Genomic DNA, 17,067 nt, shown 5'->3' on the forward strand with positions numbered 1-17,067 from the left:
CTATGGACTGGATATTTTTAGCGACGGCGGGCCTGCTCTGGCTGGCTGTCTACGGGCTTGCCCAGGGTTGCGCGCTGCTGCAACAGCAAGCACAAGGGGGGCGGTCATGACCAGCGGCTGGATGATTCTGGCGGCCGTGCTGGCTGCTGCGCTTTTGGTGTACCTGGTCGCCGTGTTGCTGCGGCCGGAGGACTTTTCATGAGCACCGGTGCATGGCTGCAATTGGCAGTGTTCATGGCACTGCTGCTGGCGCTGGCCTGGCCGCTGGCGCGTTGGATTGATGCCGTCATGGCGGGCCGCTTTGCGCTGGGGCGGCGGCTGGAAGGGCCGCTGTTCAAGCTGGCTGGCGTGCGCCCCGATGAAGAGACTGGCTGGTTGCGCTACGCGTTGGGCCTGCTGGTGTTCAACGGCCTGGGCGTGCTGGCCGTGTATGCACTGCAACGCTGGCAAGCCGTGTTGCCGCTCAATCCGCAGGGCATGGCTGCCGTGTCGCCCGACTCGGCCTTCAACACGGCCATCAGCTTTGTCACCAACACCAACTGGCAAGGCTATGGCGGCGAGAGCACCATGAGCTACCTCACTCAGATGCTGGCGCTGACGGTGCAGAACTTCCTGTCTGCCGCCACCGGTCTTGTCGTCGTGGTGGCGCTGGTGCGTGGCTTTTCAAGGCATTCTGCGCAGAGCATCGGCAACGTCTGGGCCGACCTGACACGCGCCACCCTCTGGGTGCTGCTGCCCCTGTCGCTGGTGCTGGCCGTGGTGTTTGCAGGCCAGGGCGTGATCCAGAACCTGTCGCCTTACACCGAAGTGCAGACGCTGGAGCCTGTGCACTACGACGCCCCCAAGCTCGATAGCGCAGGCCAGCCGGTGCTGGACGCCCAGGGTGCCCCTGTGACGGAACCGGCCACGCAAGCCACGCAGACACTGGCCATGGGCCCCGTGGCCTCGCAGCTGGCCATCAAGATGCTGGGCACCAACGGCGGCGGCTTCTTCAACGCCAACTCGGCCCACCCGTTCGAGAACCCCACGGCGGCCAGCAACCTGCTGCAGATGCTGGCGATCTTTCTGATCCCCACGGCGCTGTGCCTGGTGTTTGGCCGCATGGTGGGCGATGAGCGCCAGGGCTGGACGATTCTGGCCACGATGAGCCTGCTCTTTGTAGTGGCCGTGGTGGCGGCTACGGCCTTCGAGCAGCAGGGCAACCCGCTGCTGGCCTCACTGGGCGTGGACCAGGCTGCCAGCGCCCTGCAGGCGGGCGGCAATATGGAAGGCAAGGAAACGCGCTTCGGCATCGCCACCTCGGCCCTGTTCGCGGTCATCACAACGGCGGCCAGCTGCGGTGCGGTAATTGCCATGCACGACAGCTTTACCCCTCTGGGCGGCATGGTGCCGATGGTGCTGATGCAGATGGGTGAGGTGGTGTTCGGCGGCGTGGGCTCAGGCCTGTACGGCATGCTGGTGTTCGCCATCATGGCCGTGTTCATTGCCGGGCTGATGATTGGCCGCACGCCCGAGTACCTGGGCAAGAAGATCGAGACGCACGAGATGAAACTCGTCTCCATCGCCATCCTCGTCACCCCGCTGCTGGTGCTGCTGGGCACCGCCGTGGCGGTGATGAGCGAGGCGGGCCGCGCTGGCCTGGCCAACCCAGGCGCACACGGCTTCAGCGAGGTGCTGTATGCGCTGTCTTCTGCCGCCAACAACAACGGCAGCGCCTTTGCAGGCCTGTCTGCCAACACCCCCTTCTACAACACGCTGCTCGCAGTGGCCATGTGGCTGGGGCGCTTTGGCGTGATCGTGCCCGTGCTGGCCATGGCCGGGTCCCTCGCCGCCAAGAAGCGCGCCACCGCCACCGATGGCACCTTGCCCACGCACGGCCCGCTGTTTGTGGCGCTGCTGGCGGGTTTGGTGCTGCTGGTGGGCTTGCTGAACTATGTGCCCGCCCTCGCGCTGGGCCCGGTGGTAGAGCATCTCGTGCTCACACCCCGTTGATAAATGGCACGGAGATTGTGATGACTCGCAAAACATTGACCCTGTTCGACCCTGCCCTGGTGCGCCCCGCGCTGCTGGAGGCTTTCAAGAAGCTGGACCCGCGCGTGCAATGGCGCAATCCGGTGATGTTTGTGGTGTACGTAGGCAGCGCCTTCACCACCGCACTGGCCGCCAGCAAGCCCGAGGGCTTTACCGCAGCCGTGGCGCTGTGGCTGTGGTTCACGGTGCTGTTCGCCAACTTTGCCGAAGCCATGGCCGAAGGCCGCAGCAAGGCCCAGGCAGCCTCGCTGCGCGGCCTGAAGAAGCAGACCTGGGCGAAAAAGCTGGACGGCCAGTTTGACCGCAACACGCCACGCACCGCCATGACCTGGCTGCCACTAGAAGCTGGCAACCTGCGCAAGGGCGATGTAGTGCTCATCGAAGCAGGCGACACCATTCCTGCCGACGGCGAGGTGATTGACGGCGTGGCCTCGGTGGACGAAAGCGCCATCACCGGCGAATCCGCCCCGGTGATCCGCGAATCAGGCGGCGACTTCTCGGCCGTGACGGGCGGCACCCGCGTGCTGTCCGACTGGATCGTGGTGCGGGTGGCCGTGAACCCCGGCGAGACCTTTGTGGACCGCATGATCGCCATGGTCGAGAACGCCAAGCGCCACAAGACGCCCAATGAGATCGCGCTGACCATTTTGCTAGTGGCACTCACCATCGTGTTCCTGGGCGTGGTGGTCACGCTGCTGCCCTTCTCGATGTTCAGCGTGCAGGCCAGCGGCGCGGGCGAACCCGTGAGCCTGGTGGTGTTAGTGGCGCTGCTGGTGTGCCTGATCCCCACGACCATCGCAGGCTTGCTCAGCGCCATTGGCGTGGCGGGCATGAGCCGCATGATGCAGGCCAATGTGATCGCCACCTCAGGCCGCGCCGTAGAGGCTGCAGGCGATGTGGACGTGCTGCTGCTGGACAAGACCGGCACGATCACCCTGGGCAACCGGCAGGCCAGCCAGTTCGTGTCTGCCCCCGGCGTGACCGATGCGGCCCTGGCCGACGCGGCGCAGCTCGCCTCGCTGGCCGACGAAACCCCCGAAGGCCGCAGCATCGTGGTGCTGGCCAAGCAGAAGTTCAACCTGCGTGAGCGCGACCTCTCCAGCCTGAATGCCCAGTTTGTGCCCTTCACTGCACAAACGCGCATGAGTGGGGTGGACTTGCCCGGCCCGCGCCTGCTGCGCAAGGGCGCAGCCGATGCCATCCGCAAACATGTGGAGGCACTGGGCGGTCGCTTTCCCACCGCGGTGCAGACCGCAGTGGACGATGTATCGCGCCGTGGCAGCACCCCTCTGGTGGTGGCCGATGGTGCCCATGTGCTGGGCGTGGTGGAGCTCAAAGACGTGGTCAAGGGCGGCATCAAGGAGCGCTTTGCCGAGCTGCGCCGCATGGGCATCAAGACCGTGATGGTGACGGGCGACAACCGCCTGACGGCCGCCGCGATTGCAGCCGAGGCGGGTGTGGACGACTTTCTGGCCGAGGCCACGCCCGAGGCCAAGTTGGCGCTGATTCGGGAGTACCAGGCCAAAGGCCAATTGGTGGCCATGACGGGCGACGGCACCAACGATGCCCCCGCCCTGGCCCAGGCCGACGTGGCCGTGGCCATGAACACCGGCACCCAGGCCGCCAAGGAGGCGGGCAACATGGTGGACTTGGACAGCAACCCCACCAAGCTCATCGAGATCGTGGAGACCGGCAAGCAGATGCTGATGACGCGCGGCTCGCTCACCACCTTCAGCATCGCCAACGACATCGCCAAGTACTTCGCCATCATCCCGGCGGCGTTTGTCACCACCTACCCGCAGCTGTCGGCGCTGAACTTCATGCACCTGGCCAGCCCCTCGTCGGCCATCCTGTCGGCCGTGGTGTTCAACGCGCTGATCATCATCTTTTTGATCCCGCTGGCCTTGAAGGGCGTGGCCTACCGCGCCGTGGGTGCCGCCGCGCTGCTGCGCCGCAACCTGGCCATTTATGGGCTGGGGGGCATGGTGGTGCCATTCATTGGCATCAAGCTGATTGACATGGTGCTGGCCGCCGCCGGATTGACTTGAGCCCTGTCCCATCCAAAGACACAGCCCCCGAATCACTGACAAGGAAAATCGTATGCCTATCCGTATCCCCCGCGACGACGTGCCCGCCAGCCCAGGCGGCCTGATGCGCCCCGCCCTCACGCTGTTTGTCGTGCTGTCCATCGTCACCGGCCTGCTGTACCCACTGGCCGTGACAGGCGTGGCGCAAACGGCCTTCCCGCACCAGGCCAACGGCAGCCTCATCACCCAGGGTGCCAAAGCCGTGGGCTCCGAGCTGATCGGCCAGTCATTCACCGAGCCCGGCCATTTCTGGGGCCGCCCTTCGGCCACGGCGCCCATGCCGTACAACGCATCGGCATCGGGCGGCTCCAACCTGGGCCCCACGAACCCGGCGCTGACAGATGCCGTCAAGGCCCGCATCGAGGCCCTGCGCGCTGCCGACCCCGGCAACACCCAACCCGTGCCTGTGGACTTGGTCACCGCGTCGGCCAGCGGGCTGGACCCACACATCAGCCCGGCAGCCGCCGCCTACCAGAGCGAACGCGTGGCCCGTGCCAGAGGCCTGCCCGTGGGACAAGTGCAAGCCTTGGTGCAGCAGCACACCGACACCCCCTGGCTGGGCCTGCTGGGTGAGCCGCGTGTGAACGTTTTGGCCTTGAATCTGGCACTCGATTCGCTATCAAATAAATAGCTATCAGCGCAATTGATACTAGCGCTTGAGCCCTATTCGACATCAAATTGGTGGATACACTGTGCCCATGCAGGATCGCCCCGACCCCGACGCGCTGCTGCAGCGCATCCAGCAAGAGCAGGCCCAGCAGCAGCGTGGGCGGCTCAAGGTGTTCTTTGGCGCCTGCGCGGGCGTGGGCAAGACATTCGCCATGCTGTCGGCGGCAAGGGCCGCACAAGCGCAGGGCCTGCCCGTCACCATCGGCGTGGTCGAGACGCATGGCCGCGCCGACACCGACGCGCAGACCGCCCACCTGCCCCGCCTGCCACTGCGCGCCCTGCCCTACAAAGACCGCACCCTGCCCGAGTTCGACCTGGACGCCGCCCTGACCTGGGGGGCCGCGAACCCCGAGGGCCTGGTGCTGCTCGATGAGCTGGCCCACAGCAACGCACCGGGCTCGCGCCACCCCAAGCGCTGGCAAGACGCCGAAGAGCTGCTGGCCGCAGGCATCGACGTGTGGTCCACCATGAACGTGCAGCACCTGGAGAGCCTGAACGACATCGTCAGCGGCATCACCGGCATCCGCGTGTGGGAGACGGTGCCCGACCAGTTCTTTGACGCCGCCGACGAAGTGGTGGTGGTAGACCTACCGCCCGACGAGCTGCTGGCGCGCCTCAAAGCCGGCAAGGTCTACCTGCCCCAGCAGGCCGAGCGCGCCGCCGCCAATTTCTTTCGCAAAGGCAACCTGCTGGCCCTGCGCGAGCTGGCCCTGCGCCGCACCGCCGACCGGGTGGACGACGAAATGCGCGCCTACCGCCGCGCCAGCACCACCACCGCCGAGGCCGTGTGGCCCAACCGCGAGGCCCTACTGGCCTGCGTGGGCACGGGCGACAACGCCGAAAAAGTGGTGCGCAGCTGCGCCCGCCTGGCCGCCCAGCTCGACCTGCCATGGCACGCCGTGCATGTGGAAACGCCCGAGCAGCAAGGCCAGTCGGCCACCCTGCACCCGCAGGTGGAGCGCACGCTGAAGATCGCCCAGCAACTGGGCGCCGCCGCCTGCGCCGTGCTGCCCGCCGCGCAGACCGCCCAGGCCCTGGTGCGCTATGCGCGCGAACACAACCTGGTGCGCGTGGTGATGGGCCGCAGCGCCCGCCGCTGGCCGTGGCAAGCCACATTGGCCGAGCAGATCGGGCAAAGTGCCAGCGACCTAGACCTGCTGCAGGTGGGCACCCTGCCCAGCCGCAGCACTGCCCCCACAGAGCGCAAAACCGCCCGCGCCAGCTCCGCCCCCCCTCGCGCGCCCTTCTGGCCCGGCTACATCGCCGCCGCGCTGGCCTGCTGCATTGCCGCCGTCATTGCCACGCCACTGGCCAATGTGCTGGAGCTGACCAACATCGTCATGCTGTTTCTGTTGGTGGTGGTGGGCGTGGCGCTGCGCTTTGGGCGCGGCCCGGCCATCATGGCCGCGTTTTTGGGTGTGGGGTTCTTTGACTTCTTCTTTGTGCCGCCCCGCTTCAACTTTGCAGTGAGCGACGCGCAATACGTCGTCACCTTCGCCGTCATGCTGGTGGTGGCCCTGGTGGTAGGCCAGCTCACCGCCGGGCTCAAGGTGCAGGCCGAGGCCGCCACCGAACGCGAGCACCGTGTGCGCAGCCTGTACGACATGGCGCGTGATCTGTCTGCCGCCCTGCTGCCCGAACAGGTGGCCGAGATCGGGGCACGCTTTATCACGGGCGAGTTCAGCGCAGGCAGCACCCTAGTGGTGGCCGACGACAACAACCGCCTGCAGGTGTTGCCCGGTGGCACCGCCCCCGTGGACATGGCCGTGGCGCAATGGGCGTTTGAGCGCGGCGAGCCCGCAGGCCGGGGCACGGACACCTTGCACTCCAGCCCCACGCTGGTGCTGCCGCTCAAGGCGCCCATGCGCATCCGTGGTGTGCTGGTGGTGGCGATGCCGCAGGGCCAAGTACCGGGCGTAGAACCGCGCCGCCTGCTGCAGACCTGTGCCTCGCTGCTGGCCATTTCGCTCGAACGCATCCACTACATCGACGTGGCGCAGAAAAGCACGGTGCAGATCGAGTCCGAGCGGCTGCGCAACTCGCTGCTCTCGGCCATCTCGCACGACCTGCGCACGCCGCTGGCCTCACTGGTCGGCCTGGCCGAATCACTGGCCATGGTGCAGCCGCCCCTGCCCGCCCATCAACAAGAGCTGACCGGCGCCATCCAGCAATCAGCCCAGCGCATGAGCGCGCTGGTCAACAACCTGCTGGACATGGCCCGCCTAGAGGCCGGGGCCGTGCAGCTCAACAAGGCCTGGCAGCCGCTGGAAGAAGTGGTGGGCAGCGCCCTGGCCGCCAGCGCCCCCGCCATCGCTGCGCACCGTGTGGAAGTGACCCTGCCCGAAGACCTGCCGCTGCTGCAGATCGACGCCGTGCTGATGGAGCGCGTGCTGGTCAACCTGCTGGAAAACGCCGCAAAGTACACGCCCACAGGCACTGCCCTCCGTATCAGCGCCCAGGCGCAAAGCGATGCGGTGGCCTTGAGCATCACAGACGAAGGCCCGGGCCTGCCCAAAGGCCGCGAAGAGCTGCTGTTTGAAAAGTTCGAGCGCGGCGCCCGCGAAAGCGCCACGCCCGGTGTGGGCCTGGGGCTGGCCATCTGCCGCGCCATCGTGCAGGCGCATGGTGGCAGCATCCGGGGCGATACCATCCTCAACGCCCAGGGCCAGCCAGCCGGAGCGCGCTTTACGCTGCTGATGCCACGCGGCACACCGCCCACCGACCTGGGCGATGATGCCGACGCCTGATTCCGTTTCCAAATCATTCGTGTCTAGGCGTGAAGCCGCAGACAGTGCCTTAGCACGGCAAGGCGAAGCAACAACGACACGGATGATTTGGAAACGGAATGACACCCTAGCATTCATGCCATGACCGATCTGCCCACCCACATCCTCATCGTCGAAGACGAAGCCGATATCCGCCGCTTTGTGCGCCTGACGCTGGAGAGCGAGGGCCACACCGTGCACGAAGCCGCCACCCTGCAGCGCGGCCTGATCGAGGCGGGCACGCGCCGCCCCGACCTGGTGGTGCTGGACCTGGGCCTGCCCGATGGCGACGGCGTCGATTTGATCCGCGACCTGCGCACCTGGTCGGCCATGCCCATCATCGTGCTCTCGGCCCGCAGCGCCGAGGCCAGCAAGATCGCGGCGCTGGATGCAGGGGCCGACGACTATCTGGTCAAACCCTTTGGCTCCGGCGAGCTGATGGCCCGCGTGCGTGCCCAGCTGCGCCGCAGCCAGCGCGCATCCGGCGCCGAAGCCACACCCGTCATCCAGTTCGGCCCCATCACCGTGGATCTGGCCCGCCGCACGGTAGAGCGCCGCACGGCAGACGATGGCAGCGAGGCCCTGCACCTCACGCCCATCGAATACAAGCTGCTCACCCATCTTGCATCCCAACCCGATCGGGTCATCACCCACGCCCAGCTGCTCAAGGCCGTGTGGGGCCCAGGCCACGCCGAAAACACGCACTACGTGCGCGTGCACATGGCCAATCTGCGCAAGAAAGTGGAGAACAACGCATCGATGCCCCGACATTTGCGGACCGAGGCGGGGGTAGGTTATCGGTTTGTACCTTGAGTCCCGGGGATAAGTACCTGTTTATAGAAGCACGATGTCGTACTGCTCCTGCCCCATCGCGCTTTCCGATTGCAGCGAGATCGGCTTCTTGATGAAGTCCGAGAGACCGGCCAGGTGCTGGCTTTCTTCATCCAGGAACAACTCCACTACCCGCGCGGACGCCACTACGCGGAACTCGCGCGGGTTGAACTGGCGGGCTTCGCGAAGGATCTCGCGCAGGATGTCGTAGCACACGCTGCGCGCGGTCTTCACGCTGCCCTTGCCCTGGCACACCTCGCAGGGCTCGCAAAGCATGTGCGCCAGTGATTCGCGGGTGCGCTTGCGCGTCATCTCCACCAGGCCCAGTTGCGAGAACGTGCCGGACGACATGGTCTTGACCCGGTCGCGCGCGAGCTGCTTCTTGAACTCCGACAGCACGGCCTGCTGGTGGTCGTCCCGCACCATGTCGATGAAGTCCACGATGATGATGCCGCCCAGGTTGCGCAGACGCAGCTGGCGGGCAATGGCCTGGGCAGCCTCCAGGTTGGTCTTGAAGATGGTGTCGTCAAAATTGCGCGCGCCCACATAGCCACCGGTGTTCACGTCGATGGTGGTCAGCGCCTCGGTCTGGTCCACGATGAGGTAGCCGCCCGATTTCAAATCGACCCGGCGGCCCAGGGCCTTGGCCACCTCTTCGTCAATGGAGTACAGGTCAAAAATGGGCCGCTCGCCCTTGTAGTGCTGCAGCTTGCCAGCGGCTGCGGGCATGAACTCTTGCCCGAACGCGCGCAGGCGCTGGAACTGCTCCATCGAATCCAGGCGGATAGTCTGCGTGTGGTCGCCCACCAGATCGCGCAGCACGCGCTGCAGCAGGTCCAGGTCCTGGTGCAACAGCGACATGGCGGGCAGCTTGAGCGACGCCTCCTTGATGCGCGCCCAGGTCTTGCGCAGGTAAGCGATGTCTTCGGCCAGCTCGGCATCGGTGGAATCTTCGCCGTTGGTGCGCAGGATGAAGCCGCCGCCACCGCCCGTGGACTTGTCACCCACCAGCGCCTGCAGCCGCGCGCGCAGCGCATCGCGCTCGGCGGGCGGGATCTTCTGCGACACGCCCACATGGTCGTCCTGCGGCAAAAACACCAGCAGGCGGCCGGCAATGCTGATCTGCGTGGACAACCGCGCACCCTTGGTACCGATCGGGTCCTTGATGACCTGCACCATGAGCGCCTGGCCCTCGAACACCTGTTTTTCAATCGGTACCTGCGGCTCGTTCTTGCGGGCAAATGCGGGCGGCTCGCCATCGGGCTGGCGCTGCCACACATCAGCCACGTGCAAGAAGGCGGCACGCTCCAGCCCGATGTCGATAAAGGCCGACTGCATGCCTGGCAGCACGCGCGAGACCTTGCCCAGATAGACATTGCCGACCAGACCGCGCTCCAGCGTGCGCTCGATGTGCAGCTCCTGCACGGCGCCGTGCTCCACCACGGCCACCCGGGTTTCCTGGGGGGACCAATTGATCAGGATGTCTTGTTGCATGGCGTTGTTGTTGTCTTTGGTTGGCGTCGCTCAGATCGCAAAGCCCGCTGCGCGCAGCAGCTGCGCGGTCTCGTACATCGGCAGCCCCATGATGCCCGAATAGCTGCCCGCCAGGTGCTCCACATACGCCGCTGCCCGGCCCTGGATGCCGTAGGCGCCTGCCTTGCCCAGCGGCTCGCCCGTAGCCACATACGCCTCAATCTGCACAGGTGTCATGGGCGCGAAAGTGACGCGCGATACCGACAGGGCCGTCAGCCGTTTGGTGCCAACCTGCAGCGCCACGGCGGTCAGCACGCGGTGCTCGTGCCCTGCCAGTTCAGCCAGCATGCGTGCGGCATGGGCGGCATCGTCGGGCTTGCCGTAGATGGTGCGGCCCAGCGCCACGGTGGTGTCGGAACACAGGATGGGCGCCTCTGGCAACTGGCGCCGCGCACGCCGGGCCACGGCCGCGTCAAGCTTGAGCGCCGTCACGCGCTCCACGTACGCTGTGGGCGCTTCGCCGGGCAGCACCACCTCGATGGCTTCAGCGTCTTCGGGCTCGTCGCCATCCACGTTGGGCAGCAGCAGTTCGTGGCGCACGCCCAACTGTTCCAGCAACTGGCGGCGGCGCGGGCTCTGGGAGGCGAGGTAGATGAAGTCGGGCATGAACGGATTTTGAACAAAAATCGGCTCTAGCGCTTATTCATCAAGCGCTAGCAGCTATGAAAACAGGAGTATCACAGACCATCATCGCAAAGGGTCTGCTTCATTCACGATGGTAAGGATGCCCGGCGTTCACCGACCAGGCGCGGTACAGCTGCTCGATCAGCAACACCCGCACCATGGCGTGGGGAAGGGTCAGGTCGGACAGGCGAATGCGTTCGTGCGCGGCCTGGCGAAAGGCAGGGTCCAGCCCGTCGGGGCCACCGATGACCAATGCCACATCGTCACCGCCCAGTTGCCAGCCCTTGAGCCGTTCGGCCAGGGCCTTGGTGGTGAGGTTGGTACCGCGCTCGTCCAGTGCCACCACGCGCGTGCCACGCGGAATAGCGGCTTCGATGCGCTCGCGCTCGGCGGCGTAGAGCGTCTCCAGCGTCTTGGAGCCGCGCGGCTCGGTCTTGACGGCCTTGAGCTCGACCTTGAGTTCAGGTGGAAAACGTTTGGCGTAATCGTCGTACGCGGTCTGCGCCCAGTCGGGCACCCGCTGACCGACCGCCACTATCAGCAGCTTCATGGATCAACCTGGATGCGTGAGGGAGTCACCGCTGCCGCGCGCAAGCGATGGAGCGCGCAGCAGCTGAAACGGATCAGCCCTTGCTGCGAGCAGGTGCCTTCTTGGCCGCGGGCTTGGAGCCCGATGCGGAGGCTGGCTTGGCAGCTGCGCGTGCAGGGGACTTGGCAGCTGGCGACTTCTTGGCTGCAGGCTTCTTGGCGCCACCGGGCTTGACCACCACCGTCTTGACAGGGGTCTTGGTGGCTGCGGGCTTCTTGGTGGCAACTGCGCCAGTGGTCTTGCTGGCTGGCTTGGCGGTGCTTGTCTTGGTAGCCGATTTGGCAGGTGCTGCCTTGGCGGCGGTTTTTGCAGCGGGCTTGGGGGCTGTTTTGGCAGCAGTCTTCGCAGCGGTCTTGGCGACCGCCTTGACGGTGGCCTTGCCCGAACGGGCGGCTACGGTGGAGGTCGCAGCCTTTTTGGCGGGCGCCTTGCCTGCGGCCTTGGCGTCCGACTTGGCAGCCTTCTGGGCCGACTTCTTCTCGGCCAATTCGGTGGCAGCGCTGGAAACCGGCTTGGCCGCGCCGAGCTTCAGGCGCACTGGGGTGTCGCCCCACAGCTCTTCCAGACGGTAGTACTGGCGGATGGCCGGTTGCATGATGTGCGCCACAGCCGCGCCGCAGTCCACGATGATCCATTCGCCGTTGTCTTCGCCTTCGATGCGGGGCTTGGAAAACCCGGCTTCCTTGACCGCGTCGCGCACGCTGGCGGCCAGGGCCTTGGTCTGGCGGTTGGAGGTACCCGATGCCACGATCACCCGTTCAAACAGCGGCGAGAGATGCTCGGTGTTGAAGACCTGGATGTCTTGCGCCTTGACGTCCTCCAGGCCATCGACGATGGCGCGCTGGAGTTTGGTGACGTCTTTTTTGGCGGCGGTTTCCGATTTGGTGGAGGTGGTCATCAGGCGGTGATTTGAAAGGGAATGGAATCAATATAGCGTGCAACGCAGCGCACAGCCAGCGGGCTGAGCCTTGGGTGTTGCGCGGGTGTTGTGCTGAGGCGCTGCAGCAATATGAGGTGTTTTTGGCCTCTTGCGCTCATGTGAAAAGCGCGGGCAGCTATTGAAATTATAGCTTTTGCGCTTTTCAACACTTTCAACCCATTGCAGCAGCCTCGCCAGCCAGCCAGTCGCGTCGCACCAGAAAGCGCTGCAACAGCGCTGCCTCGGCCGAATCGGCAGCGTCCGAGCGCTGGTAAGACCAGGCCACCATCGGCGGCATGGACAGCAAAATGGACTCGGTGCGCCCACCCGACTGCAGGCCAAAGTGAGTACCCCGGTCCCACACCAGGTTGAACTCGACATAGCGGCCGCGGCGGTAGAGCTGGAAGTCGCGCTCGCGCTCGCCGTAGGGCGTGCCCTGGCGTTTCTCGACAATGGGCAGGTAGGCGCTGAGGAAAGCATCGCCCACCGACTGCGTCATCGCCAGGCTCTGCTCAAAGCCCAGCTCCGAGAAGTCGTCATAGAACACGCCACCTACGCCACGCTGTTCATTGCGGTGCTTGAGGAAGAAATACTCGTCGCACCATTGCTTGAAGCGCGGGTACTTGTCGTCACCAAAGGGGCTGAGCGCATCGTGGCAGGTGCGGTGAAAGTGCACCACGTCTTCCTCAAAACCGTAGTACGGCGTGAGGTCCATGCCACCGCCAAACCAGCAGGTCGGCGCCTGCCCAGGGTGGCCGGCCGCAATCATGCGCACGTTCATGTGCACGGTGGGCACGTAGGGATTGCGCGGGTGGAACACCAGCGAAACGCCCATGGCCTCGAACGGCGCACCCGCCAGCTCGGGCCGGTGCTGCGTGGCCGAAGGCGGCAGTTGCGGGCCACGCACATGGCTAAAGCCGCAGCCTGCGCGTTCAAACACCCGGCCGCCTTCCATGATCTTGGTGATGCCATCGCCCTGCAACGGCTCACCGGGCGGCTTGCTCCAGGCATCGGCCAGAAAACGTGCACCGCCCTCGCCTTCCACGGCTTCCAGTGCATCGGTGATGCGCGCCTGCAGTCCCACCAGGTAGCCACGCACACGGGTCACCGTGTCGGCCGGGTTCAAGGTTTGAGCGTCTGCCATCAGCTTTTCAGGGCTCGGAAGCCAATGTCGCGGCGGTACTGCGCGCCATCAAATTGGATGCCACGTGCCACGTCATACGCACGCTGCTGAGCCTGCTTGACGCTGTCGGCCAGCACCGTCACGCACAACACGCGGCCACCGGTCACGCTGACCACGCCATCTTTGAGCTGCGTGCCCGCGTGGAACACCACGGCATCGTCTGCCTCCGTGGGCAGTCCGGTGATGGGGTCACCCTTGCGCGGGCTCTCCGGGTAGCCATGGGCGGCCATGACCACACCCAGCGCGGTGCGGCGGTCCCACTGCAGCTCTACTTGATCGAGCTTGCCGTCGGCGGCAGCGGCCATCACGTCGCTGAAGTCGCTTTTCAGGCGCATCAGGATGGGCTGCGTCTCGGGGTCGCCCATGCGGCAGTTGAATTCGAGCGTCTTGGGCTGGCCCTTGGCGTCGATCATCAGGCCCGCATAGAGGAAGCCGGTGTAGGGAATGCCGTCCTTTTCCATGCCACGGATGGTGGGCAGGATGATCTCGCGCATGGCGCGGGCATGCACATCGGCCGTGACCACAGGCGCGGGCGAATACGCGCCCATGCCACCGGTGTTGGGGCCTTCATCGCCGTCTTTGAGGCGCTTGTGGTCCTGGCTGGTGGCCAGGGCCAGCACGTTCTTGCCGTCGCACAACACGATGAAGGAGGCTTCTTCGCCTTCGAGGAACTCCTCGATCACCACGCGCGCGCCGCCTTCGTTGTGGGTCACGCCGTATTTGTTGTCCACCAGCATGAAGTCCACCGCATCGTGGGCTTCCTGCAGCGTCATGGCCACCACCACGCCCTTGCCAGCCGCCAGACCGTCGGCCTTGATGACGATGGGGGCACCCAGCCGGTCCACAAAGGCGTGGGCCGCAGCCGGTTCGGTGAAGGTGTCGTAGTCGGCCGTGGGGATGCCATGGCGGCGCATGAAGGCCTTGGAAAACGCCTTGGAGCTTTCGAGCTGGGCGGCGGCCTTGGTGGGGCCGAAGATGCGCAGGCCATTGGCGCGGAACTCATCGACCACACCGGCCGCCAGAGGCGCCTCGGGGCCCACCACCGTCAGCGCGATCTTCTCGGCCTGGGCCCAGGTGCGCAGCTCGCGCACGTCGGAAATGGCCACGTTTTCGAGCTTGGGGTTCAAGGCCGTGCCACCGTTACCTGGCGCCACAAACACCTTGGTCACCTTGGGGGACTGGCTCAGTTTCCACGCCATTGCGTGTTCACGGCCGCCGCCACCAATCACAAGTACTTTCATAGGAACCTTTGGTGAACCCGGCCCGCAGCGCTGCACTGCTGGGCGGGATTCGGGGAAATATCAGTCGGAAAACAAGTCAGGGCAAGAAAAAAGCGGCGATCTACAGTTGCAGGGTCACAGCGCCGCGTTGTGGTAGACCTCTTGGGTGTCGTCCAGGTCTTCCAGCACATCCAGCAGTTTTTGCATCTTGGCGGCGTCTTCGCCGGTCAGCTCGATGGTGTTTTCGGGCCGCATGGTCACGCCCGCCACCTCGGCCGTCAGGCCAGCAGCTTCCAGCGCGTTCTTCACGGCCTCAAAGTCGGCTGGAGCGGTCAACACCTCCACCGCGCCATCGTCGTCGGTCACCACGTCTTCGGCGCCTGCCTCCAGCGCGACTTCCATCACCTTGTCTTCGCTCGTGCCGGGGGCAAAAATCAGCTGACCACAGTGCTTGAACTGGAACACCACCGAGCCTTCGGTGCCCATGTTGCCGCCGTGTTTACTGAACGCGTGGCGCACTTCAGCCACGGTGCGCACACGGTTGTCAGTCATGGTGTCGATCATGATGGCGGCGCCACCGATGCCATAGCCCTCGTAGCGGATTTCTTCGTAGGTCAGCCCCTCGGCATTGCCCGTGGCCTTGTCGATGTTGTATTTGATGCGGTCAGCGGGCATATTGGCCGCCTTGGCCTTGTCCACCGCAAGGCGCAGGCGGGGGTTGGCTGACAGGTCGCCGCCACCGGCGCGGGCGGCCACAGTGATTTCACGAATGATGCGGGTCCAGATCTTGCCGCGTTTTTCATCCTGGCGCCCTTTGCGGTGCTGGATATTCGCCCATTTACTGTGTCCTGCCACGGGAAGTCCTTTTGTATTGATTTAATCTAGTCGGTGGATTTTACTTTTTGCCGAACCCGTACCCCCGAGGAAACCCGAAATGGCCGAACCCCTGCTGATTGCCAAGCACGACACGATTGAATGCCACCTGCTGCCCGGCCTGGCCAACCGCCACGGGCTCATCACCGGTGCCACCGGCACCGGCAAGACGGTGACCCTGCAGACCCTGGCCGAAAACTTCTCGCGCATTGGCGTTCCGGTGTTCATGGCCGACGTGAAGGGAGACCTCACCGGCGCCAGCCAGCCGGGCAAGATTGGCGACAAGCTGGCCAGCGTGCTCAAGGAGCGGGGCCTTCAGCTACCCGTCCCCCTGGCCTGCCCCACCACGCTGTGGGACGTGTTTGGCGAACAGGGCCACCCGGTGCGCGCCACGGTGTCGGACATGGGCCCGCTGCTGCTGGGCCGCATGCTCAACCTGAACGAAACCCAGCTGGGTGTGCTCAATCTGGTGTTCAAGATCGCCGACGACAACGGCATGCTGCTGCTGGACCTGAAGGACCTGCGCGCGATGCTGCAATATGTGGGCGACAACGCCAAGGAGTTCACGACCGAGTACGGCAACGTGAGCGCCGCCAGCGTGGGCGCCATCCAGCGCGGACTGCTGCAGATCGAGCAGCAGGGCGGTACGCAGTTCTTTGGCGAGCCCATGCTCAACATCCAGGACTTCATGCAGACCGTGGACGGCCATGGCGTGGTCAACATCCTGGCTGCCGACAAGCTCATGAACTCGCCGCGCCTGTATGCCACCTTCCTCCTGTGGATGCTGTCCGAGCTGTTCGAGCAACTGCCCGAAATTGGCGACCCCGAGCAGCCCAAGCTGGTGTTCTTCTTCGACGAGGCCCACCTGCTGTTCAACGAGGCGCCCAAGGTGCTCATCGAGCGCATCGAGCTGGTGGTGCGACTGGTGCGCTCCAAGGGCGTGGGGGTTTACTTCGTCACCCAGAATCCGCTCGACATCCCCGATAGCGTGCTGGCCCAGCTGGGCAACCGCGTGCAGCACGCGCTGCGCGCCTTCACCCCGCGCGACCAGAAGGCCGTCAAAGCGACGGCAACCACCATGCGGCAAAAGCCGGGGCTGGACATTGAAACCGCCATCACCGAGCTGGCCGTGGGCGAGGCGCTGGTGAGCTTTCTGGACACCAAGGGCCGCCCCAGCGTGACCGAACGCGTTTTTGTATTGCCTCCGGGCAGCCAGTTGGGCCCCATCACACCACAGCAGCGCCAGGCCCTGATGGCCGGTTCTCTGGTCGCGGGCGTGTATGAAAAGGTGGTGGACCGCGAGTCGGCCTACGAAAAGCTCAAGGGTCGCGCCGCCGAAGCCGGCGAGCAGGCGGGTAACGCAGCGGGCGGGGGCAACGGCAAGGTGGCCACCGGTGCGCCCGCCGAAGAAGGCGGCGGCCTGCTGGGCGGGCTGAACGATGTGCTGTTTGGCAGCACCGGCCCGCGCGGCGGCAAACGCGACGGCCTGGCGCAGACCATGGCCAAGTCCGCCGTGCGCACCATGGGCACCACGATCGGCAAGGAGATTTTGCGGGGCGTGCTCGGCGGCATCTTTGGCGGCGGCAGCAAGCGCCGCTGACATCAGTGATACGGCGCCAGGTGTCACAGACCGGCGCCACGACAGCTTGTGTCCCTGGCGGCTTGCCTCCACTGCCAAAGCGCATCACAAGGCGCCTGTGACTGTGTGACGACACTGCGCGATTCGTCACAAATCAGTCACAT

Annotated in this window: 14 protein-coding genes; 7 read left to right on the forward strand and 7 right to left on the reverse strand. The window is 65.4% G+C overall.

What is annotated here, in order from left to right; genetic code table 11:
- Window positions 1-106: 106 nt before the first annotated feature.
- From kdpF to AC1Q64_RS14915, 6 genes are all read left to right on the forward strand, one after another.
- On the forward strand, window positions 107-202 hold the full coding sequence (kdpF, locus tag AC1Q64_RS14890; RefSeq protein ID WP_010458774.1) for a K(+)-transporting ATPase subunit F: 96 nt from the start codon (window positions 107-109) through the stop codon (window positions 200-202).
- Window positions 199-1,992, forward strand: a complete 1,794-nt coding sequence (gene kdpA, locus AC1Q64_RS14895; protein ID WP_492251873.1) for a potassium-transporting ATPase subunit KdpA — start codon at window positions 199-201, stop codon at window positions 1,990-1,992. The genes kdpF and kdpA overlap by 4 nt, the downstream gene beginning before the upstream one ends.
- A gap of 20 nt (window positions 1,993-2,012) precedes the next feature.
- Window positions 2,013-4,079 (forward strand): potassium-transporting ATPase subunit KdpB, encoded by a 2,067-nt coding sequence (gene kdpB, locus AC1Q64_RS14900; RefSeq protein ID WP_492251874.1) that lies wholly within the window; start codon window positions 2,013-2,015, stop codon window positions 4,077-4,079.
- A gap of 52 nt (window positions 4,080-4,131) precedes the next feature.
- Window positions 4,132-4,749: a potassium-transporting ATPase subunit KdpC gene (gene kdpC, locus AC1Q64_RS14905; RefSeq protein WP_492251875.1), complete on the forward strand. Its 618-nt coding sequence runs from the start codon at window positions 4,132-4,134 to the stop codon at window positions 4,747-4,749.
- A 67-nt stretch (window positions 4,750-4,816) separates the two neighbouring features.
- Window positions 4,817-7,534 carry a DUF4118 domain-containing protein gene (locus AC1Q64_RS14910; RefSeq protein ID WP_492251876.1) on the forward strand — a complete coding sequence of 906 codons (2,718 nt, stop codon included), beginning with the start codon at window positions 4,817-4,819 and terminating at the stop codon, window positions 7,532-7,534.
- Window positions 7,535-7,654: 120 nt separating this feature from the next.
- Complete coding sequence (locus AC1Q64_RS14915) at window positions 7,655-8,365, forward strand: response regulator (RefSeq protein ID WP_492251877.1); 711 nt, start codon at window positions 7,655-7,657, stop codon at window positions 8,363-8,365.
- A 21-nt stretch (window positions 8,366-8,386) separates the two neighbouring features.
- Here the strand turns inward: AC1Q64_RS14915 and rng are convergent, their stop codons facing one another.
- The 7 genes from rng to AC1Q64_RS14950 form a co-directional block, all read right to left on the reverse strand.
- On the reverse strand, window positions 8,387-9,877 hold the full coding sequence (rng, locus tag AC1Q64_RS14920) for a ribonuclease G (protein WP_291435652.1): 1,491 nt from the start codon (window positions 9,875-9,877) through the stop codon (window positions 8,387-8,389).
- A gap of 30 nt (window positions 9,878-9,907) precedes the next feature.
- The gene (locus tag AC1Q64_RS14925; protein WP_492251878.1) at window positions 9,908-10,522 is read right to left on the reverse strand and encodes a Maf family protein; all 615 of its coding nucleotides are present in this window, start codon (window positions 10,520-10,522) and stop codon (window positions 9,908-9,910) included.
- Window positions 10,523-10,622: 100 nt separating this feature from the next.
- Window positions 10,623-11,090: a 23S rRNA (pseudouridine(1915)-N(3))-methyltransferase RlmH gene (rlmH, locus tag AC1Q64_RS14930; protein ID WP_007858784.1), complete on the reverse strand. Its 468-nt coding sequence runs from the start codon at window positions 11,088-11,090 to the stop codon at window positions 10,623-10,625.
- A gap of 73 nt (window positions 11,091-11,163) precedes the next feature.
- Window positions 11,164-12,027 (reverse strand): ribosome silencing factor, encoded by an 864-nt coding sequence (gene rsfS, locus AC1Q64_RS14935; RefSeq protein ID WP_492251879.1) that lies wholly within the window; start codon window positions 12,025-12,027, stop codon window positions 11,164-11,166.
- A 193-nt stretch (window positions 12,028-12,220) separates the two neighbouring features.
- On the reverse strand, window positions 12,221-13,192 hold the full coding sequence (hemF, locus tag AC1Q64_RS14940; protein ID WP_492251880.1) for an oxygen-dependent coproporphyrinogen oxidase: 972 nt from the start codon (window positions 13,190-13,192) through the stop codon (window positions 12,221-12,223).
- A complete protein-coding gene (gene purD, locus AC1Q64_RS14945) occupies window positions 13,192-14,472 on the reverse strand; it encodes a phosphoribosylamine--glycine ligase (protein ID WP_291435670.1) in 1,281 nt (426 codons plus the stop codon). The genes hemF and purD overlap by 1 nt, the downstream gene beginning before the upstream one ends.
- A gap of 114 nt (window positions 14,473-14,586) precedes the next feature.
- Window positions 14,587-15,306: a YebC/PmpR family DNA-binding transcriptional regulator gene (locus AC1Q64_RS14950; RefSeq protein WP_492251881.1), complete on the reverse strand. Its 720-nt coding sequence runs from the start codon at window positions 15,304-15,306 to the stop codon at window positions 14,587-14,589.
- A 79-nt stretch (window positions 15,307-15,385) separates the two neighbouring features.
- Here AC1Q64_RS14950 and AC1Q64_RS14955 point away from each other — a divergent pair, with 79 nt between their 5' ends.
- Window positions 15,386-16,924, forward strand: coding sequence for a helicase HerA-like C-terminal domain-containing protein (locus AC1Q64_RS14955; RefSeq protein WP_492251882.1), 1,539 nt, complete (start codon window positions 15,386-15,388; stop codon window positions 16,922-16,924).
- Window positions 16,925-17,067: the final 143 nt, after the last annotated feature.

It is taken from the genome of Acidovorax sp. GW835-FHT14G06 (assembly GCF_058793595.1).